Origin of the sequence: Zobellella denitrificans, from assembly GCF_002237365.1 — a bacterium.
GTDB classification, from domain to species: domain Bacteria; phylum Pseudomonadota; class Gammaproteobacteria; order Enterobacterales; family Aeromonadaceae; genus Oceanimonas; species Oceanimonas denitrificans.
Genome location: NZ_NMUO01000022.1, coordinates 18,036 through 44,556 on the forward strand (window position 1 = coordinate 18,036; position 26,521 = coordinate 44,556).

A 26,521-nucleotide genomic window follows, 5' to 3' on the forward strand; every position below is an offset into this window, starting at 1 on the left:
GATTATAACTCAGGCGGCCTTCAGGATCAGCCCTTGCTACCCGGTTTTGAAGTGCTTAATCCGCACGCCGGCCAAGAGCAGCAGCGCGCCATAACAAAGAGCACCCGCGGCGATGTAGCCGAGCAGGTGCAGGCTGCTGCGGGCCAGGCTCCACTCGACCCAGACCGCCAGCGGCGGCGACAGATACCAGAGCAGCGCCGCCATACCCGAGCCCGCCAGGGCCACCTTGAGGGCGAACAGACCGGTCTGGCGTCCGGGACGATAGACATCAAGCCGGCGCAGGCCCCAGGCCAGCAGGCCGGCGTTGAGCATGCCCGACAGGGCCGTGGCCAGGGCCAGGCCCACATAGCCGAGGGGGAAGATCAGGATGGCGTTGAACACCATGTTGGCCACCATGGCGATGATGCCGAAACGCACCGGGGTACGGGTGTCCTGGCGGGCGTAGTAGCCCGGCGCCAGCACCTTGATCAGCATAAAGGCCTGCAGCCCCAGGCCATAGGCCACCAGGCTCTTGCCCGCCGCCGCCACTTCCGCCATGCCAAACTCACCGCGCATAAACAGCACCCGCAGCATGGGTTCGCTCAGCACAATCAGCCCCAGCATGGCGGGGAAGCCCATCAGCAGCACCATGCGCACTCCCCAGTCCATGGTGGCGGCAAAGCCGTCCCTGGCGTCGTCCACATGCCGGCTGGACAGGGCCGGCAGGATCACGGTGGCGATGGCGATGCCGAACAGCCCGAGGGGGAACTCCAGCAGCCGGTCCGAATAATACAGGTAGCTGATGGAGCCGGTGGCCAGGAAGGAGGCCAGCATGGTGTCGAACAACAGGTTGACCTGGCTCACCGAGACCCCGAACAGGGCCGGGATCATCAGGGTACGGATCTTGACTACGCCGGGGTGATGCCAGGCCCAGCGCGGCCGGACCAGCAGGTGCAATCGGGCCAGGAAGGGAAACTGGAACAGGAACTGGATAAGACCACCGGCAAAGACGCCGATGGCCAGGCCCAGCTCGGGCTGCGCCAGCCTCGGCGACAGCCAGAGCGCCGCCGCGATCAGCGCCACGTTGAGGAACACCGGGGTGAAGGAGGACACCGCGAACTTGCCGAAGGTGTTGAGGATGGCCCCGGCCATGGCGGTGAAACTGATAAACCACAGGTAGGGGAAGGTGATTTTCAGCAGCAGCGAGGCCAGCTCGAACTTGTGTGCCTCGGGCCCGCCCTTGAGCCACTCCATAAACCAGCCGGCGCCGAACAGGGCGGTAACCACCCCGGAGCCGATCATGCCCGCCAGGGTCACCCCGGTCACGATCAACCCCAGTGTGCCGGACACCGCCGCCAGCAGATCCTGGGTGTCCTTGAAGCTGCGGGTCTGCTTGTATTCGGTCATCACCGGCACGAAGGCCTGGTTGAAGGCGCCCTCGGCGAACAGGCGGCGCAGAAAATTGGGAATGCGGTTGGCGAAGAAGAACACATCGGCCGCCGCTCCGGCCCCCATCAGGTTGGCGATCACCACGTCGCGGACCAGGCCAAGCACCCGGGAAACCAGGGTCATGGCGGACACGACGATGCCCGATCGCAAAAGCGCCTTGCTCAAAATGAAAACCTCACGGTAAGAAAATTGCTGAATGCAGGGGAATGCTGCTAGAATCCGGGCGACAGTTTAACCCCCTGCCCTGTGCCTTGCCACAGGGCGGTGTTTATTTGCACAAATCAATTGACAATCAGCGGTGAAAAAGGCATATTCCTCGGCCTTTTAAGAACACTCGCTAAGACAGTTTTAGGAGTTTTACCTTGGCTAATATTAAATCTGCTAAGAAACGCGCGATTCAAGCAGAGAAACGCCGTAAGCACAACGCCAGCCGCCGCTCCATGGTGCGCACCTACGTCAAGAAAGTAGTTGCCGCCATCGCTACCGGTGACAAGGCCAACGCTCAGCAAGCCTTCAACGCTGCTCAGCCGCTGCTGGACCGCATGGCCACCAAAGGCCTGATCCACAAGAACAAGGCTGCTCGCCACAAGAGCCGCCTGAACGCCCAGATCAAGGCCCTGTAATACGGCTTTATCCTGGCGTTAAAAAAACCGGCCTGGCGCCGGTTTTTTATTGCCTGCTCAACGGCGGGGCGTGAGACGTGAGCATAGCCCCCGTCATCTGCTTTGTCCTAATTTTCAGGCACAGTCCGGGCTCACTCCACTTTCCCTAACTCCTCCCCCCTCACTCTTCACGACAGTAAAGCCGGTGCAGCAGGGCGATCACTTCCCGCACCTCTTCGCTCTTTAGGGAATAAAACACCGTCTGGGCCTCCTTGCGGGTCTGCACCAGATCGTCGTTGCGCAGTATCGCCAGGTGCTGGGACAGGGCGGACTGGCTCAGGCCCAGATGCTGGTTCATCTCGCCGACCGACAGTTCCTGGTCGAGCAGGTGGCACAAAATAAACAGCCGCCGCTCGTTGGCCAGGGCCTTGAGCAGCTTCACCGCCTGGCCGGCGTTGGCTTCCATCTCTTCGATATTCAATGCCGTCATGGTGTTCACATTCCGGTTCTCAACTCAGTTCACTGTCAAAGGTGGCGGGTGGCGTCACCGCGGAAAAATCGTCCAGCCCGGAAAACAGCGAGGTAAAATCGCTTTCGCACAGCCGCTTCACCGCCGGATGCTGGATCATGCGCTCGGCGAAAATGACATAATACTCTTCCTTCAGCTCTTCCACCCGGCCAATCTCCACCACCGGCTGGTATTGCAGTATGGCGTCCCGGTAGATGGCCGGCGCCACGAAGATGCCCTGGTTGAAAAAGCCGAAGGCCTTCATCAGGGCGGCATCGTCGAACTCGCCCAGGATCTGGGGCTTGAGCCCCTGCACCTCCAGCCAGTGGCGTAGCTGCCGCCCCATGGCCGTGCGCCTGCCCGGGATCAGCAACCGCCGCTCTTCCAGGCAGGCGGGAAAGGGCCGGGTAGGCAGGGGCTCGCGGCAGTAAAAGCCGATGTCACACTCCCCCAGCTTCTTGGACAGCAGACCGGCGTGCTGGGCCGAATCCACCGGGCAGTCGGACAGTATCATGTCCAGTTTGTGCTGGCTCAGTTGCTCCAGCAGCATCTCGTGGGTGGACTCGTAGCAGCGCAGGTGGATGGAGCCGTCGTTGGGGATCACCGACAGCAGCACCCGGCTGGCCAGGCGTTTGGACAGGGCATCGGCGATGCCCACCTCGAACACCAGGTGATCTTCCTTGCGGTAGTTGACGATATCCAGCATCTCATAGGACAGGCTGAACATCCGGTCAGCATACTGGAACACCAGTTGCCCCAGCTCGCTCGCCTCCAGTTGACGCCCCTTGCGCTTGAACAGCTTGCCCCCCAGGCGCTGTTCCAGCTGGCGGATCTGACCGGTGACCGTTTGCGGCGTCAGGAACAGCGCCTCGGCGGCCTTGGTCACCGAGCCCTTCTTCTGGGTCATCCAGAAATAATACAGGTGGTTGTAATTCAGGTGTGACAAAGCACCATCTCCCATGGATACAGGCCCCATCATAATGAAAGCGGCCGGGTTTGAATACCCGGCCGGCATGGGACAGGCGGCAATGCCCTAGATCGGTTGCGTGTGCGCCTGCTTCTCGTGCTCCGGTGCCGGCTGCGGTAGCACCAGTTTCAGCATCACATAGCCGGCCACGGCCGACATGCTGGAGCCCATCAGGATGCCGAGCCGGGCCAGGTTGGCCAACTGGGCCTGTTCGGCGAAGGCCAGCGATGAAATGAAAATGGACATGGTGAAGCCGATACCGCACAGCACCGACACCGCGAAGATCTGTCTAAAGCCGACACCGGCCGGCAACTGGGCATAACCCAGGCGCACCGCCAGCCAGCTGAACAGAAAGATGCCCATGGGCTTGCCCAGCAGCAGCCCCGCCATGATGCCGAGGGGCAGGGTCGAGGACAGGTCGGCGAACGACAGCCCTTCCAGCGACACGCCGGCGTTCGCGAAGGCGAACAGCGGCAGTATCATAAAGCCACACCAGGGGTTGAGAAACTGCTCCAGTTGCTTGGACGGCGAGAAACGGTGGCCGTAGAGCGGGATCAGGAAACCCAGTATCACCCCGGCCAGGGTGGCGTGAAGACCCGACTTCAGCACCGCCACCCAGACGATCCAACCCAGCACCAGATAGGGCACCAGATTGCACACCCGGGCCCGGTTCAGCCACATCAGGCCGGCAATGCCCAGGCCGGCTGACGCCAGCGCCGTCAGCTCCAGGCCATGATTGTAAAACAGGGCGATGATGATGATGGCACCCAGATCATCGATGATCGCCAGGGCCAGCAGAAACACCTTGAGGCTGAGCGGTACCCGCTTGCCCAGCAGCGTCATCACCCCCAAGGCAAAGGCGATGTCGGTGGCGGCGGGAATGGCCCAGCCGCTCTGGTTGACCGGCTCGCCGAGATTCAGCAGCATGAACCAGAGGGCGGGAAACAGCATGCCGCCGATGGCGGCCAGCGCCGGAAACAGGGCCTTTTCGCGGGTGCAGAGCGCCCCCTCCACCATCTCCCGCTTGACCTCGAGTCCCACCAGCAAAAAGAACACCGCCATCAGGCCGTCGTTTACCCACAGCAGCAAGGGCTTGTGCAGATCCAGTTCACCGATGCGCAGCTGGATGCTCGTATTGAGCACCTCCTGATAAATACCGGCCAGGGCGGTGTTGGCCATCAGCATGGCGATCAGGGCGGCGATGATCAGCAACACCCCGGCGGCCGATTCCATGGCCAGAAAGCGTTTAAGCACACGAGACATATTGAGCTCCTTCTCAAAGTGCTGGCCCGAGTGCAATCAGCTTGTCACAGAGGTAGTCATCGGTTTTTTCTGATTAACACCTCGGGAAAAACGAACTAAAGAGCGAAATGACTCATCAATGCCGATGAAATTGAAATATTAATCTTAAGTTAAGATTTATTTAAAAACAAAAATCTGTCAAATCGCCACAGGTGCTTTTATATGAGGGATAGAGTGGCGTTCAATCAGAATAATATATCAATAAAGATACCCGAACAGTGATGCCGGGCGGTGCACCAACCACATTCCGGGCAAAGATCTTGGCTCGCGGCCGAGTTGCAGCCGGGCCTGCTCCGGGTGGTTGCCATTGCGCCGCGACAAAGCCTCCCTCTTATGGAAACGGGCCCCACCATCATGAAAGCGGCCGGGCTTAAAGGCCCGGCCGCCTGCTGGGTTAATCCGGCCGCTCAGGCCCGGACCGACTCCCCGGCCATCGCCGGTTGGGCCCGGGGCAGGGCCAGGTGCAACATGGTGTAACCGATCAGGGCCGCCAGGGTCGAGCCCAACAGTATCCCCAGCCGGGACAGGTTGGCCAGGTCGGCGTGGCCGACGAAGGCCAGGGAGGTGATGAAGATGGACATGGTGAAGCCGATGCCGCACAGCACCGACACCGCGAAGATCTGCCTGAAGCAGACGTCTGCCGGCAACTGGGCGATACGCAGCTTCACCGCCAGCCAGCTGATCAGGAAGACCCCCATGGGCTTGCCCACCAGCAGTCCCATCATGACTCCCAGCGGCAGGGCGGAGGAAAGATCGCCCAGCGACAGCCCCTGCAAGGACACCCCGGCATTGGCGAAGGCAAACAGCGGCAGGATAAGGAAGGCGCACCAGGGATGCAGGGCATGCTCCAGCCGTTTGGAGGGAGAACCGCCGGCATGGTACAGGGGCACCAGAAAGCCCAGCAGCACTCCCGCCAGGGTCGCGTGGATGCCGGACTTGAGCACCGCCACCCAGACCACCAGCCCCAGCAGCAGGTAGGGAGCCAGGCTGCCGACCCGGCTGCGGTTGAGCAGCAGCAGTCCGACGATAGCGAGCAGGGCTATGCCAAGAGGAGGCAGGGAGAGACCATGGCTGTAGAACAGGGCGATGATGAGGATCACCCCCAGATCGTCGATGATGGCCAGCGCCAGCAGGAATACCTTGAGGCTGAGCGGCACCCGCTTGCCGAGCAGGGCCATTACCCCCAGGGCAAAGGCAATGTCGGTGGCGGCGGGAATGGCCCAGCCGTTCTGGGTCAGGGGATCGTCGGCATTGAACAGCAGGAACCAGAGGGCCGGAAAGACCATGCCACCGAGGGCCGCCAGGGCGGGAAAGATCGCCTGCTCCCGACGGGAGAGGGCCCCTTCCACCAGCTCACGCTTGACCTCGAGGCCGATCAACAGGAAAAACAGCGCCATCAGGCCGTCGTTCACCCACAACAGCAGCGGCTTGTCCAGATCCAGGGCGCTGATGCGCACCTGGACCCGGGTATCGAGAAAGGTGGTATAGAGATGGGCCCAGCCACTGTTGGCCATCAGGATCGCAGCCAGGGCGGCCAGGATCAACAGGATGCCACTGGCCGACTCCATGGCCATAAATCGTTTCAATACGCTTGACATAGATGAGACTCCACAACTCGGAATCACCCGAGTGTAATCAGCTCATCTGCCGGGGAGTAATCGGTTGTTTCTGCTTAAAGACTCGATAAAAACGAATATTTTTACAATTAGACGTTAGTATATCCGATACAAAAACAAAACTTACCACCAAGAGTTAACATTATTAACAATAAAAATACCGTTCAGATAGCCACCGGCGCCTTGATATGGGGGTGCGGCTGGTAATTTTCCAGGACAAAATCCTCAAAGGCATAATCGAACAGGGACTCGGGCTTGCGGGCCAGGCGCAGGGTCGGCAGCGGCCGGGGCTCACGACTCAGTTGCAGCCGGGCCTGCTCCAGGTGGTTGCTGTAAAGGTGCACGTCGCCCCCGGTCCAGACGAAATCGCCCACCTCCAGCCCCGCCTGCTCGGCCATCATATGGGTCAGCAGGGCGTAGCTGGCGATATTGAACGGCAAGCCGAGGAAGACATCGCAACTGCGCTGGTAGAGCTGGCAGGACAGCCTGCCGCCGGCCACGTAGAACTGGAACAGGGCATGGCAGGGGGCCAGCGCCATCTGGTCCAGTTCGCCCACGTTCCAGGCCGAGACGATGATGCGGCGGCTGTCCGGATTGTGCCTGATGGTGTCCAGGGCCAGGCTTATCTGATCGATGACCCGGCCGTCGGCTCCCTGCCAGCTGCGCCACTGGTGGCCGTAAACGGGACCCAGATCGCCGCGCTCATCGGCCCATTCATCCCAGATGCTGACGCCCTTGTCCTTGAGGTAGGCGATATTGGTGTCCCCGTTCAGAAACCACAGCAGCTCATGGATGATGGACTTGAGGTGGCACTTCTTGGTGGTCACCAGGGGGAAGCCCTCGCGCAGGTTGAATCGCATCTGGTACCCAAATACCGACAGGGTGCCGGTACCGGTCCTGTCCTCCTTCTGCTCGCCCTGGTCCAGGATATGCTGCATCAGCTCCAGATAGGCCTTCATGCGGTTTTTTCTCCGTTGGCAAACCATTGCGGGCGCCGGCAGGCGGCCCATAACATTATCGCTCCCGCCACCATCATCGGCATGGACAGCAGTTGCCCCATGCTGAACAGGTTGAGGTAGACGCCGAGGTGGGCGTCCGGCTCGCGCACGAACTCGACCATAAAGCGGAACAGGCCGTAGCACAGCAGGAACAGGCCGGACACCACGCCGCGCGGGGCCTTCAGGCGCCAGGCCAGGTTGAGGATGAGCAGCAGCGCCACCCCTTCCAGGGCGAACTGGTAGAGCTGGGACGGATGTCGCGGCAATGCGCCCGCCGCCGGGAAGATGATGCCCCAGGGCACCTCGGTGACCCGCCCCCACAGCTCGCCGTTGATAAAGTTGCCGATGCGGCCCGCCCCCAGGCCGAAGGGGATCAGCGGGGCGATAAAGTCGGAGACCGCGAAGAAGGTCTTCTTCTGCTTGCGGGCGAACAGCCAGAGGGCGACCAGCACCCCGACCAGGCCGCCGTGGAAGGACATGCCGCCGGTCCAGATCTTGATGAGGTAGAGGGGATCGGCCAGGAAGGTGTCGAACTGGTAGAAAAACACATAGCCCAGGCGGCCGCCGAGGATGACGCCGAGAAAACCGTAGAACAACACATCGGACACCTGATCCCTGGTCCAGCCGGAGCCCGGCTGTGCCGCCCGCCGGTTGGCCATCCACCAGGCGAAGACAAAGCCCAGCAGATACATAAGGCCGTACCAGTGGACCGCCAGCGGCCCCAGCTGGAAGGCGATGGGATCGAACCCGGGAAACACCCAGTGGCTATCAGACATGCGCTTACCCCGTCAAAAACAAAAGCGGTATTGTGCCGCCCTCGGATGAGGATGCCAAGCCCTAACGCCCGGGGCGCAACAGGCCGCCCAGCCCCCGCTCTTCCAGGTAGCGGCCGAAGACGCCCTTGAAGGCGCCGCTATGCTGATGGCTCAAGGCTTCCTGAAATACCTTCTTCAGTTCGTCGGTACGGGACTGGCGCACTATGTATTTGATACGCATGATATTGCTGTTGTTCATGCTGAAACGGCGGTAGCCCATGGCCAGCAGCACCAGCACCCCGACCGGGTCGCCGGCCAGCTCGCCGCAGATGGACACCGGCTTGGCGTAGCGGCGGGCCGCGTCGATGATCTGCTGCAGCGCCCGCAACACCGCCGGGTGCATGGCGTCGTAGATGTCCGCCACCCGGCCGTTGTTGCGATCCACCGCCAGCAGGTACTGAGTCAGGTCGTTGGTCCCCACCGACCAGAAATCCACCAAAGGCGCCAGCTCCGGCAGCTGGTAGAGCAGGGAAGGCACTTCGATCATCACCCCCAGGCTGGGATAACGGATCACCCCCTGCTGTTCGCCGGTTTCGGCCGACACCTCGCGCCAGGCCCTGTCCAGCAGCCGGCGCGCCACCCGCACCTCGTCCAGGTTGCCCACCATGGGCAGCATGATGGACAGGTTGTCCAGCCCCTGGCTGGCGCGCAGCATGGCCTTGAGCTGGACCAGGAAGATCTCGGGGTGATCCAGGGTGAGGCGGATGCCCCGCCAGCCGAGAAAAGGGTTTTCTTCCACTATGGGGAAGTAGGGCAACTGCTTGTCGCCGCCCACGTCCAGGGTGCGCATGCATACCGGCTTACCCACGTAACTGGTCAATACCCGGCGGTAATTGCTGGCCTGCTCCTGCTCGGAGGGAAAGCGATCCCGCATCATGAAGGGGATCTCGGTGCGGAACAGCCCCACCCCGTCGGCCGCGTCGTTCATGGCGATATCGGTATCGGCGCTCAGGCCCGCGTTGAGCAGCAACGACACCGTGACCCCGTCCCGGGTGACCGAACGCTCGTTGCGCACCGTGGCGAACAGTTCGTCCATCTGGGCTTCTTCGGCGATCAGCCGGCGGTATTCCCTTAACACGGAGGCGACCGGCTCCACCAGCAGTTCGCCACTGTAACCGTCGACGATCAGGGTGCGCTCCTCCAGCAGTTCGAAGGAATGGTCGATGCCCATGACGGCGGGGATGCCCATGGCCCGGGCCAGGATGGCGGCGTGGGAGTTGATGGACCCCTTGGCGGAAACGATGCCCCTGAGTTTGTCCCGGGGGATCTCGGCGATCAGGGTGGCGCTGATCTCGTCCGCCACCAGTATGATGGGCTCGGCCAACGTCAGGGGACCTTCGTCTTCATGGATCAGCCGGGTCAGCAGCCGTTGCCCCAGATCCCGTACATCCGCCGCCCGCTCCCGCAGGTAGGGATCGGACATGGTGGAGAACTGGGCGATTTGCTTTTCGCACACCCGCTTGACCGCGCTGCCGGCGGTCCAGCCCCGCTCGATCTCCTCGCGGATCAGGCCGATGAACACCGGATCCTTGAGGATGTATTGGTAGACCTCGAACACCGCCACCGACTCGCTGGCCTGAGACTCCTTGAAGCGCAGCGCCATGCTGTCGAGTTCGTCCTCCACCTGGATCAGCACCTTGTCGAAACGCTCGTGCTGCGCGGCCACGTCGTCGCCCTTGCGGGCCTTGACCTGGTTCAACTCGACCCTGGGCCGCCATACCCAGGCCCGGCCGATGGCCACGCCAGGAGAGCCGGCCAGACCGCGCAGCATGCCGTGCCAGTTGGGAGACTTGAGGTTGCCCTTGGCCTCGGCATGGGCGATCACCGTGGCCAGTTGGGAGGCCAGGGTCACCAGGAAGGATTCTTCCCCCTCCTCGAACAGCCGGACCTGTTTCTGCTGCACCACCAGCACCCCCAGGGCCTTGCGCTGGTGGATGATGGGCGCGCCGAGGAAAGACTTGAAGGCGTCTTCATGGGCTTCGGGCAGGTATTTGAACTTGGGATGGTGCTGGGCGTCGGCCAGGTTGATCAGCTCTTCCTTCTCGCCGATAAGGCCGACGATGCCCTCCCCCAGCGGGATCTTGGCATGGCCCACCGCCTCGACCGCCAGGCCGTCGGTGGCGGCGAGCAGGTAGGCCTGTTCCAGATCCTGGCGCAGATAAATGGAGCAGCAGTCCACATGCATGGCTTCGCGGGTCTTCTTGACCAGTTCGGACATGGCTTCGTTGAGATCGGAGCTGGCCGTCACCCGCTGAACGATTTCCCGCAATTCCTTTAACACTGCCGCCTACTCCTTAATGTCAATCGCGCTAGCGGTGCCGCCGTCGCCCGTCTTTGCGGCCCTGCTCCGCCATCACTATGGGCGCGAACTCCCGCAGCACCCGTCGATATACTTCCCGCTTGAAAGACACCACCTGGCGCACCGGGTACCAGTAGCTGACCCAGCGCCAGTCGTCGAATTCCGGATGCCCGTGGCAACCGAACTCGATCTGCGATTCATGATCCGAATCCAATCGCAACAGAAACCATTTCTGTTTTTGACCGATGCACACGGGATTGCTATCCCACCGCACCAGACGCTTGGGTAACTTGTACTTGAGCCAGTGGCGGGTGACTGCCAGCAGGGTGACGTTTTCGGGCCTGAGCCCTATCTCCTCGTACAACTCCCGGTACATGGACTGCTCCGGCGTTTCGCCGTCGTCCACGCCGCCCTGGGGAAACTGCCAGGAATGCTGCCCGTAGCGTCTGGCCCATAACACCTGGCCTTTGCGATTGCAGATCACTATGCCTACATTGGGACGAAAACCGTCGCCATCTATCACGCAATCACCAGACTAATAAAGCTAACATAAGGATGATTGTTCCATATTCCCCTATTCCCGGCAAATGGTGCTGCAGCAAGGGCAACACGGCCGGATGTTGAATAACTTGGGTTACTGTCAATAGTTATAAACAGAAAAAGGATCTTGTGGCGATCGATTGCCCCCAAATCGTGTGGATAAGCTTGTGACAAAGGTTGTATAGCTTGCGTTCCACCGCGCTGTCAGCGACTTTCATCATACCGAGGGTTACCAAACACAGAATGCAAGTCAAAAATAAATCAATAACTTAACACCATAAAAAAGGATCGAGCTGGATCTTTTCACAGCATCAACCTCGCTGGGCCCAGTGTGAATAAGTCCGATAGCTTAAAGATCCACCACCACCAACTTATCCACAGAGCCTGGGTTGCTCCCGGGTTAACGGCAAGAAAAAAAACCTGATCCTGGCCTTGTCCAGGGTCGGAAAAATCCCCCCGCCATGCCGGCAATACAGTTATCCAGTGTTTCTGTGGATAAGGCTGTGCAACAGCATGTTTATACTCGGGTAAAACCGGTATATCATCCCGTCCTTCGGAAACCTTCCCGAAAGACAGCAATACTGTCATTAAAATCAAATAGTTATAATGATAAACACGATAGATGTCACACCTGAAAGCGGCCCCGGAGAGCGAGCAAAAATTGAGCAACCCCATTTCACGTCCCCCGACCATCGAAGCTCTGCTGTCCCGGGCCGAACAACTGGCCGGCCTGCCCCTGGGCGAACTGGCCGGGCGGCTGGACCTGCCGGTGCCCGCCCACCTGCGGCGCGACAAGGGCTGGACGGGGCAACTGCTGGAACTGGCCCTGGGGGCCAGCGCCGGCTCCAAACCCGAACAGGACTTTCCCGAACTGGGTGTCGAGCTCAAGAGCATTCCCGTCGATGCCGCCGGCAAGCCGCTGGAAACCACCTTTGTCTGTGTGGCGCCGCTCACCGATATCGCCGGCCTGCGCTGGGAGCACAGTAATGTGCGCAACAAGCTGTCCCGGGTATTGTGGATACCGGTACTGGGGGAACGGGGAATCGCCCCCGGTGACAGGATCATCGGCCAGCCCCTGCTGTGGACACCCGACCTGGAGGAAGATCGACTGCTGCGCCAGGACTGGGAAGAGCTGATGGAACTGATAAGCCTGGGACGGGTGCAGGAGATCACCGCCCGCCACGGTCAGGTGCTGCAACTGCGGCCCAAGGCCGCCAACAGCCGGGCCCTGACCGAGGCGATCGGCCCTCGGGGGGAGCCGATCTTGACCTTGCCGCGGGGCTTCTACCTCAAGACCCCCTTCACCGGCGCCCTGCTGGCGCGCCACTTTATGCTGTAGCCGCGAGGGGTGAGGCGCCAGGCCTCATGCCGCCGAGACAAGGCGCCTAAGCCGCCACCGGCTCACCGGCCTTGAGCCGCCAGATCAGCACCAACACCAGCAGTATCCAGGGAATCGCGAGGAGGTTGAGCCAGGCCCAGCCCAGCAGGGCGACGCCCTGGCCGGAGAAAAGGCTGCCCAGGGCGGCGGCACCGAACACCAGGAAATCGTTCATGCCCTGCACCTTGGCCTTCTCCGCCGGCTGGTAGCTGAAGGTCAGCAAATGGGTGGCGCCGATAAAGGTGAAGTTCCAGCCGATGCCGAGCCACAGCAGCCCCCACCAGTAATGCCAGAAGCCCTGGCCGGAAAGATTGATCGCCACGCTCAGCAGCAGGGCGGCGCAGCCCCAGAGGATCACCCGGCGGGTGGTGAAGCGCCGGATCAGATGGCCGGTGAAAAAGGAAGGCACGAACATGCCGAGCACATGCCACTGGATCACCAGGGCGGTGTCGGAAAAGTCGTGACGGTGGTGATCCATCGCCAGTGGGGTCGCGGTCATCAGCAGCACCATGATGCCATAGCCGATCATGCCCGAGGCCACCGCCGCCAGCAACAGCGGCTGGCGGCACAGCTCGCCGTAGGAGCGCACCCGTTCCGCCTGGCTCACCGGCCGGGCCCTGGGCAGGGGCAGCAGCAGGATCAGCAGCAACGCCACCACATAGAGGCCGGACAGGCCGTAAAAGGCGCCGCCGTAGGGGTTGGCCGCATACCAGTCGCGGGACCAGACCGCCAGGTTGGGACCGAGCACCGCCGCCAGCACGCCACCGGCCATCACCAGGCTGATGGCCCTAGGATGCAGGCTGCTGTCGCAGGCTTCGAGGGCCGCGAAACGGTACTGCTGGCCCACTCCGATGGCGATGCCGATCAGGAAGGTGCCCAGGGTGAAGCCGGCCAGGCTGGTCGCCGCCAGTCCCTGCAGGGCCACCCAGGTGCCGAGCAAGCCGATTACATTGCCGAGCACGAAGCCGGTCTTGCGCCCCAGGGTCTGCATCAGGTGGGCGGCGGGCAGGGTGGAGAGGATCAGCCCCAGAAACTGGCAGGCCACCGGCAGGGTGATGAACAGGGGATCCGCCGCCAGGTGCTGGCCGATCAGCGCCGATACCGACACCAGCAGGATATTGCCCGACGCCAGCAGCGCCTGGGCGATGGCCAGGCCCCAAACGGTAATGGGCATGGAAACATCCTTGAAATCAAAGGAAAGGATCATCCTAGCCAGTTTACCGGTAAATGGACAGCCCGCTCAGGCCATGAAAGATCCGGGATGGATGGAAAACGAAAAGGCCCGCAATCGCGGGCCTTTTTCGACAGCCGAACCGGCTTGGCTTATTTGCCGTTCTTGGCGGTAAGACGCTCTTTGATACGAGCAGACTTGCCGGCACGGTCGCGCAGGTAGTAAAGCTTGGCGCGGCGGACGGCACCACGACGCTTCACTTCCACGCTGCCGATCAGCGGGCTGTGAGTCTGGAAGGTACGCTCAACGCCTTCACCGCTGGAGATCTTGCGTACGGTGAAGGAAGAGTGCAGACCGCGGTTACGCTTGGCGATGACCACGCCTTCGTAGGCCTGCAGACGCTCTTTGCCGCCTTCGGCAACGCGTACCTGTACGCGCACGGTATCACCCGGACCGAAGTCGGGGATATCTTTGCGCAATTGTTCTTCTTCAAGCTGCTTGATGATGTTGCTCATGATATTTCCTTACCTAGGGTAAACTGAAAACTCTACTGCTTGCCGCGACAGTCGCGGACAAATTCGGCAAGAAGCTGCTCTTGCTCGTCAGTCAGAGCTAGGTTGTTCAAGAGTTCCGGCCTTCTTAACCAGGTCCGGCCCAACGACTGCTGCATTCGCCAGCGTGCCACCTCGGCGTGGTTGCCACTGAGCAACACTTTGGGAACGGCCATTCCCGCCAGTTGCTCCGGGCGCGTGTAGTGGGGATGATCCAGCAAACCTTCACTGAAGGAATCCTGCTCCGCACTCGCCATGTCGCCCAGGACGCCGGGCACCAGACGGGCCACCGCATCGATCAGCACCATGGCCGGCAATTCGCCGCCACTGAGCACGTAATCGCCGACCGACCACTCTTCGTCGATATCGGCCTGGATGACGCGCTCATCCACTCCTTCGTAGCGTCCCGCCACCAGGATCAGCTTCTCCTGGCCGGCCAGTTCGCGCACGCCTTGCTGGTCCAGCTTGCGGCCCTGGGGGGACAGGTAAATCACCCTGGCTCCCTCGCCTGCCGCCGCCCGCGCCGCCGCGATGGCATCGCGCAGGGGCTGGACCATCATCAGCATTCCGGGCCCGCCCCCGTAGGGTCTGTCGTCGACAGTGCGGTGTCTGTCCCGGGTGAAATCCCGCGGATTCCAGCATTCAAATGTCAGCAGACCGTCCTTGACGGCCCTACCGGTTACTCCATAGTCGGATACTGCCCGGAACATCTCCGGGAAGAGGCTGACCACCCCTATCCACATGATTCTCTCCGCGCGGTGCGACTGGAATTAAAAATCCGGATCCCAATCAATTTCGATGATTTTGTCCTGAAGGTTCACGGACTTGATCACCTGATCTTCCAAAAACGGGATCAACCGTTCCCGTTGACCAAATGCATCGTTGGCATTGGCTTTGACCACCAGCACGTCGTTGGAGCCGGTTTCCATCAGTTGCTCCACCAGGCCGAAATCATAGCCCCTGGTGTTGAGCACCCGACAACCGATCAGATCGCGCCAGTAAAATTCATCTTCCGGCAGGGGCGGAAATGCATCCGCGCTTACCGCGATGTCGACACCGGTCAGTGCCTGGGCCTCTTCCCGCTGGTCGATATCGGCCAGCTTGCAGATGAGCCCCTTGTTGTGACGCTTCCACCCAGTCACCTGGATTTCGCGCCAGCCTTTGCCATCTCTCACCAGCCAGGGCCGGTAATCGAAAATGCCTTCCGGCTGGTCGGTAAAGGAGTTGACCTTCAACCAACCTTTAATGCCGTAAACGGCGCCCAGTTGGCCTACTACTACAGGTTCGCTCACCTTAACTCCCTACCCGTCAAGACTCAGGCTGCGGCTTTGGCAGCGTCTTTGATCAGCTTGGCTACGCGATCGGACACGTTGGCGCCCTGGCCTACCCAGTGATTGATGCGCTCCAGGTCCAGACGCAGTTTTTCTGCCTGGCCGGAAGCGATCGGGTTGAAGAAGCCAACGCGCTCGATGAAACGGCCATCGCGGGCGTAGCGGCTGTCAGCAACGACTACTTGGTAGAACGGACGCTTTTTCGCGCCACCACGTTGTAAACGAATGGTTACCATACCGTCCTCTATTTACTTGAAACAAACAAGGTTCGCAGACAATGCGAACCCCGGCTTAAAATAAGCCGCGCAATTGTACTCCGATCCGGCGAGAATGCAACCGGCTTGGCCCGGCCCCGGCCTCAGAAGGGACCGCGCCGACCGCCGCCCAGTCCGCCCGGGCCCATCAGTCCCTGCATCTGGCTCATCATCTTGCGCATGCCGCCCTTGCCGGACATCTTCTTCATCATCTTCTGCATCTGGGTGAACTGCTTGAGCAGCTTGTTGACCTCCTGCACATCGGTGCCGGAACCCAGGGCGATGCGGCGCTTGCGCGACCCCTTGATCAGATCCGGATGGCGGCGCTCCTTCGGCGTCATGGAGTTGATGATGGCCTCCATCCGCACCGTCAGCTTGTCGTTGACCTGATCCTTGACGTTGTCCGGCAGCTGGTTCATGCCCGGCAGCTTGTCCATCAGGCTCATCATGCCGCCCATGTTGCGCATCTGCACCAGTTGGTCGCGGAAGTCCTCCAGATCGAAGCCCTTGCCCTTTTTCAGCTTCTGGGCCATTTCGGCCGCCTTGCCCTTGTCCACCGAACGCTCCATCTGGTCGATGAGCGAGAGCACGTCGCCCATGCCGAGGATACGCGAGGCGATGCGGTCCGGGTGGAAGGGCTCCAGGGCGTCGGTCTTTTCGCCGACACCGATGAACTTGATCGGCTTGCCGGTGATGTGGCGCACCGACAGGGCGGCACCGCCCCGGGCATCGCCGTCCGCCTTGGTGAGGATGACACCGGTCAGCGGCAGCGCCTCGCTGAACGCCTTGGCGGTATTGGCCGCGTCCTGGCCGGTCATGGCGTCCACCACGAACAGGGTTTCGACAGGCTCGATGGCCGCGTGCAGCTGCTGGATCTCGGCCATCATCTCTTCGTCCACGTGCAGCCGGCCAGCGGTATCCACCAGCACCACGTCGAAGAACTGCTTGCGGGCATGGTCCACGGCATTGCGGCCGATGTCCACCGGCTTCTGGTCCGCCCGGCTGGGGAAGCATTCCACCCCCAGATCCGCCGCCAGGGTCTCCAGCTGCTTGATCGCCGCCGGCCGGTAGACGTCGGCGCTCACCACCAGCACCTTCTTCTTGTGCCGTTCCTTCAGGAACTTGGCCAGCTTGCCCACCGAGGTGGTCTTACCGGCCCCCTGCAGGCCCGCCATCAGGATCACCGCCGGCGGAGTGACCGCCAGGTTGAGCGCCTCGTTGGCCTCGCCCATCACCGCCACCAGCTCGGCGTTGACTATCTTGATGAAGGCCTGGCCCGGGCTCAGGGACTTGGAAACCTCCTGGCCCACCGCCCGTTCCTTGACCCGGTTGACGAAGTCCCGCACCACCGGCAGGGCCACGTCGGCCTCCAGCAGGGCCATGCGCACCTCGCGCAGGGTCTCTTTGATATTTTCTTCGGTGAGGCGCCCGCGGCCGCTGATGTTCTTCAGGGTGCGCGACAACCGTTCGGTGAGATTTTCAAACATGACTGAGTCCGCAATTGGCGAAAATTGCGACCAGTATACCCAAGTTGCCGGCCGAACTTAAGCGACCTCAGGTAGCGACATGGCTTCCCTTGGGGGTATACTGGCCGTCCTTCTTTATTTTACCGGTTAATGGCTTACGTTCACTATGGAATTGCTTGCTGTATTGGCGATGGCCTTTTATCTGTTGGCGGCCTTCGCCTGTGTGCACCATCTGCTCAACCCCCACAGCCAGAGCCGCCGCTATGGCCTGCTGGCCGCGCTGTTCGCGCTGGGCCTGCATGGGCTCTGGCTGTTCGACACCGTGGTGCTGGTTCCCGGCCAGAACCTGAGCATGCTCAACGTGGCCTCCGTCGTCAGCCTGATCATCTGTGCACTGATGACCCTGCTGGTCAGCCGGTTCAACGTCTGGCTGCTGATGCCGCTGGTCTACGGCTTTGCCGGCCTGCTGCTGGCGGCGGACCTGCTGTTGCCGAGCTACTATGGCATGCATCTGGAAACCCGTCCGGCGGTGCTGCTGCACATCGGCCTGGGGCTTATCTCCTACTCCCTGCTGGTGATCGCCTGCCTGCTCGCCATCCTGCTGGGTTTTCTCGACAACCGGCTGAAAAAGCACAAGCTGTCCAACCTGCCGGCGATGCCGCCGCTGATGACCATAGAACGCTACCTGTTCCGCCTCATCTTCGTCGGGGTGGTGCTGCTGACCCTGTCCATCTCCAGCGGGCTCTTCTTCCTGCAGGAGATGTTCAGCCCCGGCAAGGCCCACAAGGCCATCCTCACCATACTGGCCTGGTGCGTCTATGTCGGCCTGCTGTGGGGACACCACCGCCTCGGCTGGCGCGGACGCAAGGTGATCTGGACCAGCGTGGCCGGCAGCGTATTGCTGACCCTGGCCTATTTCGGCAGCCGTTTCGTGCGCGAGGTACTGCTGGGTTAGCCGCGACTTGACAGTACCGGCCTAAACCCTTAGAAATTGATCAGCTTTTTTACACAGGACGGTCTGCTTGGACGACATATCCACGGGTACCCTTACCGGTATCCTGATAGCCTTACTCTTTATCTCCGCCTTTTTTTCCAGTTCCGAAACCGGCATGATGTCGCTCAACCGTTATCGGTTGCGCCACCTGGCCCAGAACAAGCACAAATCCGCCACCCGGGTCGAAAAACTGCTGGCCCGCCCCGACCGGCTGATCGGCCTGATCCTGATCGGCAACAACCTGGTCAACATACTGGCGTCGGCCATCGCCACCCTGATCGCCATCCGCCTGTTCGGCGACTACGGCGTGGCCGTGGCCACCATCGCCCTGACCATAGTGGTGCTGATCTTCGCCGAAGTCACCCCCAAAACCCTGGCGGCGCTCTATCCGGAACGGGTCGCCTTTCCGGCCTCCTTTCTGCTCAAGCCGCTGATGGTGCTGCTCTACCCGGCGGTGTGGACCATCAACGCCATCTCCAACGGCCTGTTGGCGCTGCTGCGCATCAATCCCCAGGGCCGGGAGGATACCGCCATCAGCTCGGAGGAGCTGCGCACCATCGTCAACGAGGCCGGCGCCCTGATCCCCCGCCGCCACCAGGACATGCTGGTGTCCATCCTGGATCTGGAAAAGGTGACGGTGGACGACATCATGGTGCCGCGCAACGAGATCTACGGCATCGACGTGACCCAGGACTGGAAGACCATCAGCCGGCGGCTGCTGCAGAGCCCGCACACCAAGGTCCTGCTGTACCGGGACAGCATCGACGACGCCCTGGGCTTTATCCATGCCCGCGACGCCCTGCGCCTGCTGGCCAAGGAGGAGTTCAGCAAGTCGAGCCTGATGCGGGCGGTGCGCGAAATCTACTACATCCCCGAGGCCACCCCGCTCAACGTGCAGTTGCTCAAGTTCCAGCGCAACAAGGAGCGCATCGGCCTTATCGTGGATGAATACGGCGACATCCAGGGCCTGGTCACCCTGGACGACATTCTGGAGGAGATCGTCGGCGATTTCACCACCACCATCAGCCCGACCCTGAGCGACGAGATCAAGCCCCAGGAGGACGGCTCCTACCTGATCGAGGGCTCGGCCAGCATCAGGGACATCAACAAGGAACTGGGCTGGGCGCTGCCCACCGACGGCCCCCGCTCCCTCAACGGTTTGATCCTGGAATACCTGGAAGAGATCCCCCAGGCCAATATAGGCCTGCGGCTGGCGGGTTACCCCATCGAAATACTGGAAGTGGAAAACAACATGGTGAAACTGGCCCGGGTGCTGCCCCAATACTACCGGTCCTGAGTTCAGGCCTGACTGGCACGCGGCTCGAGCTGCCTGAAGATCACCGTCAGTTCGTCCCTGTTGCCCACCAGGTCGGCCAGGGTATAGCTTTCCATCACCCGTAGAAAGGCTTCCATCGCCAGCTGAAGGGCATCCTTCAGGCGACAGGCGGGCACCAGGTAACAGGCCGGGCTGCCGCAGTCGATGCCCCTGAGGTTGTGTTCCAGGCTGCGGATCACCTGCCCGATATTGATGTCTTCCGGCGCCCGGGCCAGGCGGATACCGCCATTCTTGCCCCGTACCGCATGGATGTAGCCTTCCCGCGCCAGCTGGTTGACCACCTTGACCATGTGGTTGCGGGACACATCGTACAGCCTGGAGACATGGGCGACGCTGGTCAGTTCGCCCCTGGGCAGGGTGGCCAGGTACATCATGGCTCTCAGTCCGAAATCGGTATAGGTGGTCAGCTTCATTCAGCGGGTATCCTGGGTCGGCGGCTAATATATATACATGATACACATTAGTGCACTAAGGTGACATGAAATGTCGGCGATGACAAGCGCGTCCCGGTAGCGGGCGCCGGAGCACGACGCCCGCCGGCATTCCGGTTCAGAACAGCAGCTGGTGGTTCAGCTCCTTGACCTTGTGGGGCGGCATGCGGGCGGCCAGGCCCTGGCTCAGGCGCTCCGCCTCCCGGTGCCGGGCCGGATCGGCGGTGACTATCTGCTTCAGCCACAGATAGGCCTGGGGATAGTCCAGCGGGCTGCCGGCGCCCTCCAGCAGCCAGCGGGCCCAGGTGAACTGGGCCTTCTCGAAGCCCAGGCTGGCGGCCTCCTGCATCAGGGGCGCGGCCCGCTCCCGGTTCTGCTGCACCAGGGTGCCGCTGTAGTAATACCGGCCCAGCTGTTCCAGCGCCGCCGGCAAGCCCTGCTCCGCCGCCTTCCAGATCATCGCCATGCCCCGCCGTGGCTGTTTGGGCACACAGACCCCCCAGGCCAGCATGTCCCCCCACAGGAACTGGTAGGAAGGCAGCCGCAGTACCTCGGCCCTGGCCTCGATATCCTGCACCAGTTGACAGTTATCCTTGTCCCGCACCTGCTGCAGGTGGCGGTTGTCGTTGATCCAGCGGATCAGCTCGTGCTCCTCGTACAGGGGCACGGCCCTGAGATCGTCGGTCGCGACCGTGCCGGAGGCAGCCGGATCCCGCTCTTGGGCAAAGGCCTGCAGGCTGCAGCACAGCAATAGTAAACAGGATATTCGCTTCATCGGTCGTCCTCCTGGGCTATCTATCGGCGCCGCCTGGCAAAGGTTGAGCCTTGTGTAACGTTTTGTAAGAAACTGTTGCTTTGTTACCGATAAACGCCGGCGAAATGCGCACTCGATCCCCCTTTTTACACTCCGGGTTGCACAAGCTGAATCGATTCAATCAATATATGGCCAACAAGCTTCTATACTACCTGAAAATCCGTTACATCCTTTGTCCTGGAGTGTTTTTTATGCTTAAAAACGCCTTTTCCAACCTGCAGAAAGTCGGCAAGTCGCTGATGCTGCCGGTATCGGTGCTGCCGGTGGCCGGCCTGCTGCTCGGTATCGGTGCCGCCGACTTCAGCTGGCTGCCCCATATCGTGTCCATGCTGATGGCCCAGGCCGGCGGCGCCATCTTCGGCAACCTGCCGCTGATCTTCGCCGTCGGTGTGGCCCTCGGCTTCACCAACAACGACGGCGTGGCCGCCCTGGCCGCCGTGGTCGGTTACTTCGTGCTGACCGCCGCCATCGGCGTCATGGGCCCCATCGTCACCGGCCTGGATCCGGCCACCGACGCTACCCTGATCAAACAGTTGACCGATACCGGCGTGCTCGGCGGCATCATCGCCGGCGGCATCGCCGCCTACCTGTTCAACCGCTTTTACCGCATCCAGTTGCCCGACTACCTGGGCTTCTTCGCGGGCAAGCGCTTCGTGCCCATCATCACCGGCGTCACCGCCATCTTCACCGGCGTGGCCCTGTCCTTTATCTGGCCGCCCATCGGCAGCGCCATCAACAGCTTCTCCGACTGGGCCGCCTACCAGAACCCGGCCCTGGCCTTCGGCATCTACGGCGTGGTGGAGCGGGCGCTGATCCCCTTCGGCCTGCACCACATCTGGAACGTGCCCTTCTTCTTCGAGGCCGGCACCTACACCAACGCCGCCGGTGAAGTGTTCCGCGGCGAAATTGCCCGCTATATCGCCGGCGATCCCAGCGCCGGCAACATGGCCGGTGGCTACATGTTCAAGATGTACGGCCTGCCCGCCGCCGCCATTGCCATCTGGCACTCCGCCAAGCCGGAAAACCGCGCCAAGGTCGGCGGCATCATGATCTCCGCCGCCCTGACCTCCTTCCTGACCGGCATCACCGAGCCCATCGAGTTCGCCTTCATGTTCGTGGCGCCGGTGCTCTACGGCATCCACGCCCTGCTGGCCGGCTCCGCCTATGTGCTGACCATACTGCTGGGCATGAAGCACGGCATGACCTTCTCCCACGGCTTTATCGACTTCGTGGTGTTCTTCTCGCAATCGACCAAAGGCTGGATGTTCCCCATCCTGGGCCTGGCCTACGGCGCCCTCTACTACACCCTGTTCCGGGTCGCCATCGTCAAGCTGGATCTGAAGACCCCGGGCCGGGAAGAGGCCAGCGAGGAAGGCGCCAAACAGGGCGGCTCCGAAATGGCCGAGCAACTGGTCACCGCTTTCGGCGGCAAGAACAACATCGCCAGCCTCGACGCCTGTATCACCCGGCTGCGGGTGGGCGTGAAGGACGTGGCCCAGGTGGACCAGGCCCAACTGAAGAAGCTGGGCGCCGCCGGCGTGGTGGTGGCCGGCTCCGGAGTACAGGCCATCTTCGGCACCCGTTCCGACAACCTGAAGACCGACATGGATCACTGGATCAGGGACAACTGATCCCGTTATTCCGCCGATAGCAAAACGCCACCCGCAGGGGTGGCGTTTTTTGTTTGATGACAAAGTCGTTGCCATAACCGCATAAGTCGATCACGGGGCAAGCTTCGCAAAGGTCATCAACAGCTGTTCAGGACTCCTGCCGCTTGACCCGGTTCCAGTAACCGTCCAGCTCTTCCAGGCTGCAGGCCCGGCTGTCCTTGCCATCGGCCCGCAGCGCCTGCTCCACCGCCCGGAAACGGCGTTCGAACTTGTCGTTGGCCCGGCGCAGTACCGCCTCCGGATCCTGCTTGAGGTGGCGTACCAGGTTGACGGTAGCGAACAGCAGATCGCCGAGCTCGTCCGCCACCCTGTCCTGATCCCGCTCCGGCTCGTCCAGCTCGGCCATCACTTCGTCCAGCTCTTCGCGGATCTTGTCCACCACCGGCGGCAGTTCACGCCAGTCGAAGCCGACCGCGGCGCAGCGCTTCTGGATCTTGTTGGCCCGGGACAGCGCCGGCAGGCTGCGGGGAATGTCGTCCAGGGCGCTGGTGGCCGCGGCGTCCTTGGCTCTTCGCTCCTCGGCCTTGGTGTTTTCCCAGTTGGCCTTGACCTGTTCTTCGCTGTCGAAGTCGGCGTTGCCGAACACGTGGGGATGGCGGGCCACCAGCTTGTGGCTGATGGACTGCACCACGTCGCCGAAGTTGAACAATGACTGCTCCTCCCCCAGGCGGGCATAGAACACCACCTGGAACAGCAGGTCGCCCAGTTCCCCGGGCAGCTCCGCCAGCGCCCCCCGCTCTATGGTGTCGGCCACCTCGTAGGCCTCTTCCAGGGTGTAGGGCACTATGCTGGCGAAGTCCTGTTTCAGATCCCAGGGACAGCCGTTTTCCGGATCCCGCAGCGCCGCCATGATGGCCAGCAGATCGCCGAGCGAGTAGTTGTAATGTTCCATCCTTGCTCCCGTTACAGCCGCTTGGCTTCCAGTATGTCCGGCAACTGGCTGATCTTGGCCAGGGTCCGGCTCAGGGTATCGATATTGTAGACCTCGAGCTCCATGTCGATGATGGCGGTCTGCTGCTTGCGGTTGGAGCGGCTGTTGACGCCCATCACGTTGATCTTCTCGTTGGCGAGGATGGTGGTGATGTCCCGCAGCAGGCCGGATCTGTCGTTGGCCACCACCCGCATGGTGAGGTTGTAGCCGCCGGAATAGTTCTCGCCCCAGACCGCGTCCACCATCCGCTCCGGGTGCTGGGCCGCCAGCTCCTTGAGCTGCTCGCAGTCGGCCCGGTGGATGGAGATGCCCCGCCCCTGGGTGATGAAACCGACGATCTCGTCGCCCGGTATCGGCTGGCAGCAGCGGGCGGTGTTGGTCAACAGGTTGCCCACCCCCTGCACCACTATATGGCCATGGGCCTTGTGATCCTGTGGCTTCTTCGCCGCCTTCTGCTCCAGCTGGCGCAGCACCTGCTCGTCCTGCTCGGCGCTGGTCGGCTTCTTGTGCTGCCCCTGCAGGTAATTGAGCAGCTGGTTGATGCGCAGGTCGCCGCCGCCGATGCCGGCCAGCAGATCGTCCAGGGTGGCCACGTTGAACCGCTCCAGCGCCTTCTTGTCGATCTGGGAGAAGGTCAGCCCCAGGCGGTCCAGCTCCTTGTCGAGCACCTCGCGGCCGGCGTGGATGTTCTTGTCCCTGTCCTGCTTCTTGAACCAGGTGGCCACCTTGGAGCGGGCCCGGCTGGTGCGCAAGAAGCCCTGGTTGGGGTTCATCCAGTCCCGGCTGGGATTGGGCTGCTTCTGGGTGATGATCTCCACCTGGTCACCGGTCTGCAGCTGGTAGGTGAAGGGCACGATGCGGCCGTCGATCTTGGCGCCGATGCAGCGGTGGCCGATCTGGCTGTGGATGTAGTAGGCGAAATCGAGCGGGGTGGCGCCGGCGGGCATGTCCACCACTTCCCCCTTGGGCGTGAACACATAGACCCTGTCCTCGAACACCTGGCTGCGCAGCTCGTCCACCAGGGAGCCGCTCTCGGCCATGTCTTCCTGCCAGGCCAGCAGTTTCCTGAGCCAGGCGATCTTTTCCTCGAAGCCGCTCTGCCTGGCGGCGACGGCGCCTTCCTTGTACTTCCAGTGGGCCGCCACCCCCAGTTCCGCATCCTGGTGCATCTGATCGGTGCGGATCTGGATCTCCACCGTCTTGCCCTCGGGCCCGATCACCACCGTATGGATGGACTGGTAGCCGTTGGGTTTGGGATTGGCCACGTAATCGTCGAACTCCCGGGGGATGTGGCGCCACTGGGTGTGCACCACCCCCAGGGCCGCGTAGCAGTCCTGCAGGTGCTTGGTCACCACCCGCACCGCGCGCACATCGAACAGCTCGTCGAAGTCCAGGTGCTTCTTCTGCATCTTGCGCCAGATGCTGTAGATGTGCTTGGGCCGGCCGTACACCTCGGCCTCGATGCCCGCGTCGCGCAGCGCCGCCTTGAGCCCGGCGACGAAGTTGTCGATATAGGCTTCCCGCGCCAGCCGCTTCTCGTCCAGCAACCTGGCGATGCGCTTGTAGGTGTCCGGATGCAGGTAGCGGAACGACAGATCCTCCAGCTCCCATTTGAGCTGGCCGATGCCGAGCCGGTTGGCCAGCGGCGCATAGATGTTGGCGATCTCCTTGGCCACCAGCACCCGGGTCTCCTCGTCGGCGCTTTTCACCTCGCGCAGGCAGGTGATCCGCTCGGCCAGCTTGATCACCACGGCCCGTACGTCTTCCACCATGGCCAGCAGCATGCGACGGACCCTGTCGACCTGGGCCTCGGAACTCTTGTCGCTGTGCACATGCTGCAACGAGCGGATGGCCTCCATGTCGGCCACCCCCTGCAGCAGGCGGGCGATATTGTCGCCGAAATCTTCCCGAGCCCGCTCCAGGCCGAGGTAACCGCTTTCCAGAAAGGGATAGAGCAGGGCCGCCTTGTGGGTATCCAGATCCATGCTCAGGGTCAGCAGTATGCCCACCATCTCCACGCCCTGGGCGTGCAGTCGCTGCTCCACCTCGGCGGGCGCCCCCAACCGGCGGCAATAGTCGTAGACCGCCGTCAGCTGCTCCCGCTCCCTGGCATCCAGCGGCAGGGCCGCCGCCCATTCCGCCAGGCTGAAGGTTGATCTGAGGTGGGTGTCGCGCACTGAAACCATAAGCGTCCCTTAACTGAGTTCAAACAAGGCCATCGCTTCGCAATGGGCCGTATGGGGGAACATATCAATGAGGCCGAGGCGGGCGAGCCGGTAGCCCCCCGCCAGCAGGGCCTCGCTGTCCCGGGCCAGGGTGGCCGGGTTGCAGGAGACGTAGAGCAGCCGCCGCGGCGAGAGCTTCAGCAGATAGGGCATCACCTGCTCGGCCCCGGCCCGCCCCGGATCCAGCAGCACGGCGCCGAAGCCCTGCCGGGCCCAGGACTCGGCGGTGAAGTCGGCGGCCAGATCGGCCCTATGGAAGCGGGCTCCGGGCAGGTCGTTGTCTTCCGCGTTGCCGCGGGCCTGCTCCACCATCTCCATCACTCCCTCCACCCCGACCACGGGATGTCCGGCCGCGGCCAGCGGCAGGGAAAAATTGCCCACGCCACAGAACAAATCCAGCACCGCTTGCCCGGGCTCGGGCGCCAGCCAGGCCAGCGCCTGACGCACCAGCTGTTCGTTGAGCCGGCCATTGATCTGGATAAAGTCCCCGGGAGTAAACGAAAGCTTAATATTATCTATTTGATAATAAAGCGGAAAGGGAACATGTAAAGGGCGCCGGCCGACATCGTCCTGTAAAAACAGCGCCAGTTCCCGCTCCTGGGCGAAGGCCAGCAGGCTGTCCAGATCCCGGTTGGACAGGGCGCCGCCGTGACGCAGCAGCAGGGCGATGCCTTCGGCCGCCTGGTACAGTTCCAGGTGGCCGAGCTGCCTGACCGCCTGCAGCCGGTTGAGCAGGGCACGCAGGGGCGGGATCAGGGCCGACAGGGATGGCGCCAGCACGCCGCAATGGTCGATCTCCACCAGTTCGTGGGACTGGTGCCGGCGAAAGCCCAGCGCCACCCCCTTGCCCTGGCGGCGGATCGCCAGCCGGGGCACCCGCCGGTGGATCTGCCT

Annotated in this window: 25 protein-coding genes; 5 read left to right on the forward strand and 20 right to left on the reverse strand. The window is 62.1% G+C overall.

What is annotated here, in order from left to right; translation table 11 throughout:
- Window positions 1-36 precede the first annotated feature (36 nt).
- Window positions 37-1,593, reverse strand: coding sequence for a murein biosynthesis integral membrane protein MurJ (murJ, locus tag CGX12_RS06855; protein WP_094039149.1), 1,557 nt, complete (start codon window positions 1,591-1,593; stop codon window positions 37-39).
- Between the two features lie 197 nt (window positions 1,594-1,790).
- On the opposite strand from murJ, the gene rpsT reads away from it, so the two are divergent.
- The gene (gene rpsT, locus CGX12_RS06860) at window positions 1,791-2,051 is read left to right on the forward strand and encodes a 30S ribosomal protein S20 (protein WP_094039150.1); all 261 of its coding nucleotides are present in this window, start codon (window positions 1,791-1,793) and stop codon (window positions 2,049-2,051) included.
- A gap of 160 nt (window positions 2,052-2,211) precedes the next feature.
- Here the strand turns inward: rpsT and CGX12_RS06865 are convergent, their stop codons facing one another.
- The 8 genes from CGX12_RS06865 to rppH form a co-directional block, all read right to left on the reverse strand.
- Entirely contained in the window at window positions 2,212-2,511 is a 300-nt protein-coding gene (locus CGX12_RS06865; protein WP_094039151.1) for an ArsR/SmtB family transcription factor, read from the reverse strand.
- Between the two features lie 28 nt (window positions 2,512-2,539).
- Complete coding sequence (gene nhaR / locus CGX12_RS06870; RefSeq protein ID WP_094039152.1) at window positions 2,540-3,484, reverse strand: transcriptional activator NhaR; 945 nt, start codon at window positions 3,482-3,484, stop codon at window positions 2,540-2,542.
- Between the two features lie 87 nt (window positions 3,485-3,571).
- Entirely contained in the window at window positions 3,572-4,768 is a 1,197-nt protein-coding gene (gene nhaA / locus CGX12_RS06875) for a Na+/H+ antiporter NhaA (RefSeq protein WP_094039153.1), read from the reverse strand.
- A gap of 446 nt (window positions 4,769-5,214) precedes the next feature.
- Window positions 5,215-6,405 (reverse strand): Na+/H+ antiporter NhaA, encoded by a 1,191-nt coding sequence (gene nhaA / locus CGX12_RS06880; protein ID WP_094039154.1) that lies wholly within the window; start codon window positions 6,403-6,405, stop codon window positions 5,215-5,217.
- A 182-nt stretch (window positions 6,406-6,587) separates the two neighbouring features.
- Entirely contained in the window at window positions 6,588-7,382 is a 795-nt protein-coding gene (gene thyA, locus CGX12_RS06885) for a thymidylate synthase (protein WP_094039155.1), read from the reverse strand.
- Entirely contained in the window at window positions 7,379-8,197 is an 819-nt protein-coding gene (lgt, locus tag CGX12_RS06890; protein ID WP_094039156.1) for a prolipoprotein diacylglyceryl transferase, read from the reverse strand. Before lgt ends, thyA begins: the two co-directional genes overlap by 4 nt.
- A gap of 61 nt (window positions 8,198-8,258) precedes the next feature.
- A complete protein-coding gene (gene ptsP / locus CGX12_RS06895; RefSeq protein WP_094039157.1) occupies window positions 8,259-10,517 on the reverse strand; it encodes a phosphoenolpyruvate--protein phosphotransferase in 2,259 nt (752 codons plus the stop codon).
- Window positions 10,518-10,545: 28 nt separating this feature from the next.
- A complete protein-coding gene (gene rppH, locus CGX12_RS06900; RefSeq protein ID WP_094039158.1) occupies window positions 10,546-11,058 on the reverse strand; it encodes an RNA pyrophosphohydrolase in 513 nt (170 codons plus the stop codon).
- A gap of 639 nt (window positions 11,059-11,697) precedes the next feature.
- On the opposite strand from rppH, the gene mutH reads away from it, so the two are divergent.
- Window positions 11,698-12,414 carry a DNA mismatch repair endonuclease MutH gene (gene mutH, locus CGX12_RS06905; protein ID WP_094039159.1) on the forward strand — a complete coding sequence of 239 codons (717 nt, stop codon included), beginning with the start codon at window positions 11,698-11,700 and terminating at the stop codon, window positions 12,412-12,414.
- A gap of 46 nt (window positions 12,415-12,460) precedes the next feature.
- Here mutH and CGX12_RS06910 read toward each other — a convergent pair whose 3' ends face one another.
- The 6 genes from CGX12_RS06910 to ffh form a co-directional block, all read right to left on the reverse strand.
- On the reverse strand, window positions 12,461-13,627 hold the full coding sequence (locus tag CGX12_RS06910; protein WP_094039160.1) for an MFS transporter: 1,167 nt from the start codon (window positions 13,625-13,627) through the stop codon (window positions 12,461-12,463).
- Window positions 13,628-13,776: 149 nt separating this feature from the next.
- On the reverse strand, window positions 13,777-14,139 hold the full coding sequence (gene rplS, locus CGX12_RS06915; RefSeq protein WP_094039161.1) for a 50S ribosomal protein L19: 363 nt from the start codon (window positions 14,137-14,139) through the stop codon (window positions 13,777-13,779).
- Window positions 14,140-14,171: 32 nt separating this feature from the next.
- On the reverse strand, window positions 14,172-14,918 hold the full coding sequence (gene trmD / locus CGX12_RS06920; protein WP_094039162.1) for a tRNA (guanosine(37)-N1)-methyltransferase TrmD: 747 nt from the start codon (window positions 14,916-14,918) through the stop codon (window positions 14,172-14,174).
- 27 nt (window positions 14,919-14,945) lie between these two features.
- Complete coding sequence (gene rimM, locus CGX12_RS06925) at window positions 14,946-15,467, reverse strand: ribosome maturation factor RimM (RefSeq protein ID WP_094039163.1); 522 nt, start codon at window positions 15,465-15,467, stop codon at window positions 14,946-14,948.
- Between the two features lie 23 nt (window positions 15,468-15,490).
- A complete protein-coding gene (gene rpsP / locus CGX12_RS06930) occupies window positions 15,491-15,742 on the reverse strand; it encodes a 30S ribosomal protein S16 (protein ID WP_094039164.1) in 252 nt (83 codons plus the stop codon).
- A 122-nt stretch (window positions 15,743-15,864) separates the two neighbouring features.
- Window positions 15,865-17,247 carry a signal recognition particle protein gene (gene ffh, locus CGX12_RS06935; protein WP_094039165.1) on the reverse strand — a complete coding sequence of 461 codons (1,383 nt, stop codon included), beginning with the start codon at window positions 17,245-17,247 and terminating at the stop codon, window positions 15,865-15,867.
- 145 nt (window positions 17,248-17,392) lie between these two features.
- Between ffh and CGX12_RS06940 the strand changes: the two genes are divergently transcribed.
- Window positions 17,393-18,181, forward strand: a complete 789-nt coding sequence (locus CGX12_RS06940) for a cytochrome C assembly family protein (RefSeq protein WP_176442017.1) — start codon at window positions 17,393-17,395, stop codon at window positions 18,179-18,181.
- Window positions 18,182-18,248: 67 nt separating this feature from the next.
- A complete protein-coding gene (locus tag CGX12_RS06945) occupies window positions 18,249-19,517 on the forward strand; it encodes an HlyC/CorC family transporter (RefSeq protein WP_094039167.1) in 1,269 nt (422 codons plus the stop codon).
- 2 nt (window positions 19,518-19,519) lie between these two features.
- On the opposite strand, the gene CGX12_RS06950 is transcribed toward CGX12_RS06945, so the two are convergent.
- Window positions 19,520-19,969, reverse strand: a complete 450-nt coding sequence (locus tag CGX12_RS06950; RefSeq protein WP_094039168.1) for an Rrf2 family transcriptional regulator — start codon at window positions 19,967-19,969, stop codon at window positions 19,520-19,522.
- Window positions 19,970-20,105: 136 nt separating this feature from the next.
- Entirely contained in the window at window positions 20,106-20,762 is a 657-nt protein-coding gene (locus CGX12_RS06955; protein ID WP_094039169.1) for a tetratricopeptide repeat protein, read from the reverse strand.
- Window positions 20,763-20,992: 230 nt separating this feature from the next.
- Here CGX12_RS06955 and ptsG point away from each other — a divergent pair, with 230 nt between their 5' ends.
- Window positions 20,993-22,432 (forward strand): PTS glucose transporter subunit IIBC, encoded by a 1,440-nt coding sequence (ptsG, locus tag CGX12_RS06960; RefSeq protein ID WP_094039170.1) that lies wholly within the window; start codon window positions 20,993-20,995, stop codon window positions 22,430-22,432.
- A 127-nt stretch (window positions 22,433-22,559) separates the two neighbouring features.
- Here the strand turns inward: ptsG and mazG are convergent, their stop codons facing one another.
- The 3 genes from mazG to rlmD form a co-directional block, all read right to left on the reverse strand.
- Window positions 22,560-23,363: a nucleoside triphosphate pyrophosphohydrolase gene (mazG, locus tag CGX12_RS06965; protein ID WP_094039171.1), complete on the reverse strand. Its 804-nt coding sequence runs from the start codon at window positions 23,361-23,363 to the stop codon at window positions 22,560-22,562.
- 11 nt (window positions 23,364-23,374) lie between these two features.
- Window positions 23,375-25,588: a GTP diphosphokinase gene (gene relA / locus CGX12_RS06970; protein ID WP_094039172.1), complete on the reverse strand. Its 2,214-nt coding sequence runs from the start codon at window positions 25,586-25,588 to the stop codon at window positions 23,375-23,377.
- 9 nt (window positions 25,589-25,597) lie between these two features.
- The coding region (rlmD, locus tag CGX12_RS06975) for a 23S rRNA (uracil(1939)-C(5))-methyltransferase RlmD (RefSeq protein ID WP_094039175.1) at window positions 25,598-26,521 on the reverse strand (924 nt) is incomplete at its 5' end.

Excerpts from the sequence above, each read along its gene's own strand:
- nhaA (WP_094039153.1), bottom strand. The coding sequence starts at position 4,768 with ATGTCTCGTGTGCTTAAACGCTTTCTGGCCATGGAATCGGCCGCCGGG.
- nhaA (WP_094039154.1), bottom strand. The coding sequence starts at position 6,405 with ATGTCAAGCGTATTGAAACGATTTATGGCCATGGAGTCGGCCAGTGGC.
- thyA (WP_094039155.1), bottom strand. The coding sequence starts at position 7,382 with ATGAAGGCCTATCTGGAGCTGATGCAGCATATCCTGGACCAGGGCGAG.
- lgt (WP_094039156.1), bottom strand. The coding sequence starts at position 8,197 with ATGTCTGATAGCCACTGGGTGTTTCCCGGGTTCGATCCCATCGCCTTC.
- mutH (WP_094039159.1), top strand. The coding sequence starts at position 11,698 with ATGTCACACCTGAAAGCGGCCCCGGAGAGCGAGCAAAAATTGAGCAAC.
- CGX12_RS06910 (WP_094039160.1), bottom strand. The coding sequence starts at position 13,627 with ATGCCCATTACCGTTTGGGGCCTGGCCATCGCCCAGGCGCTGCTGGCG.
- rplS (WP_094039161.1), bottom strand. The coding sequence starts at position 14,139 with ATGAGCAACATCATCAAGCAGCTTGAAGAAGAACAATTGCGCAAAGAT.
- trmD (WP_094039162.1), bottom strand. The coding sequence starts at position 14,918 with ATGTGGATAGGGGTGGTCAGCCTCTTCCCGGAGATGTTCCGGGCAGTA.
- rpsP (WP_094039164.1), bottom strand. The coding sequence starts at position 15,742 with ATGGTAACCATTCGTTTACAACGTGGTGGCGCGAAAAAGCGTCCGTTC.
- ffh (WP_094039165.1), bottom strand. The coding sequence starts at position 17,247 with ATGTTTGAAAATCTCACCGAACGGTTGTCGCGCACCCTGAAGAACATC.
- CGX12_RS06940 (WP_176442017.1), top strand. The coding sequence starts at position 17,393 with ATGGAATTGCTTGCTGTATTGGCGATGGCCTTTTATCTGTTGGCGGCC.
- CGX12_RS06950 (WP_094039168.1), bottom strand. The coding sequence starts at position 19,969 with ATGAAGCTGACCACCTATACCGATTTCGGACTGAGAGCCATGATGTAC.
- CGX12_RS06955 (WP_094039169.1), bottom strand. The coding sequence starts at position 20,762 with ATGAAGCGAATATCCTGTTTACTATTGCTGTGCTGCAGCCTGCAGGCC.
- ptsG (WP_094039170.1), top strand. The coding sequence starts at position 20,993 with ATGCTTAAAAACGCCTTTTCCAACCTGCAGAAAGTCGGCAAGTCGCTG.
- mazG (WP_094039171.1), bottom strand. The coding sequence starts at position 23,363 with ATGGAACATTACAACTACTCGCTCGGCGATCTGCTGGCCATCATGGCG.
- relA (WP_094039172.1), bottom strand. The coding sequence starts at position 25,588 with ATGGTTTCAGTGCGCGACACCCACCTCAGATCAACCTTCAGCCTGGCG.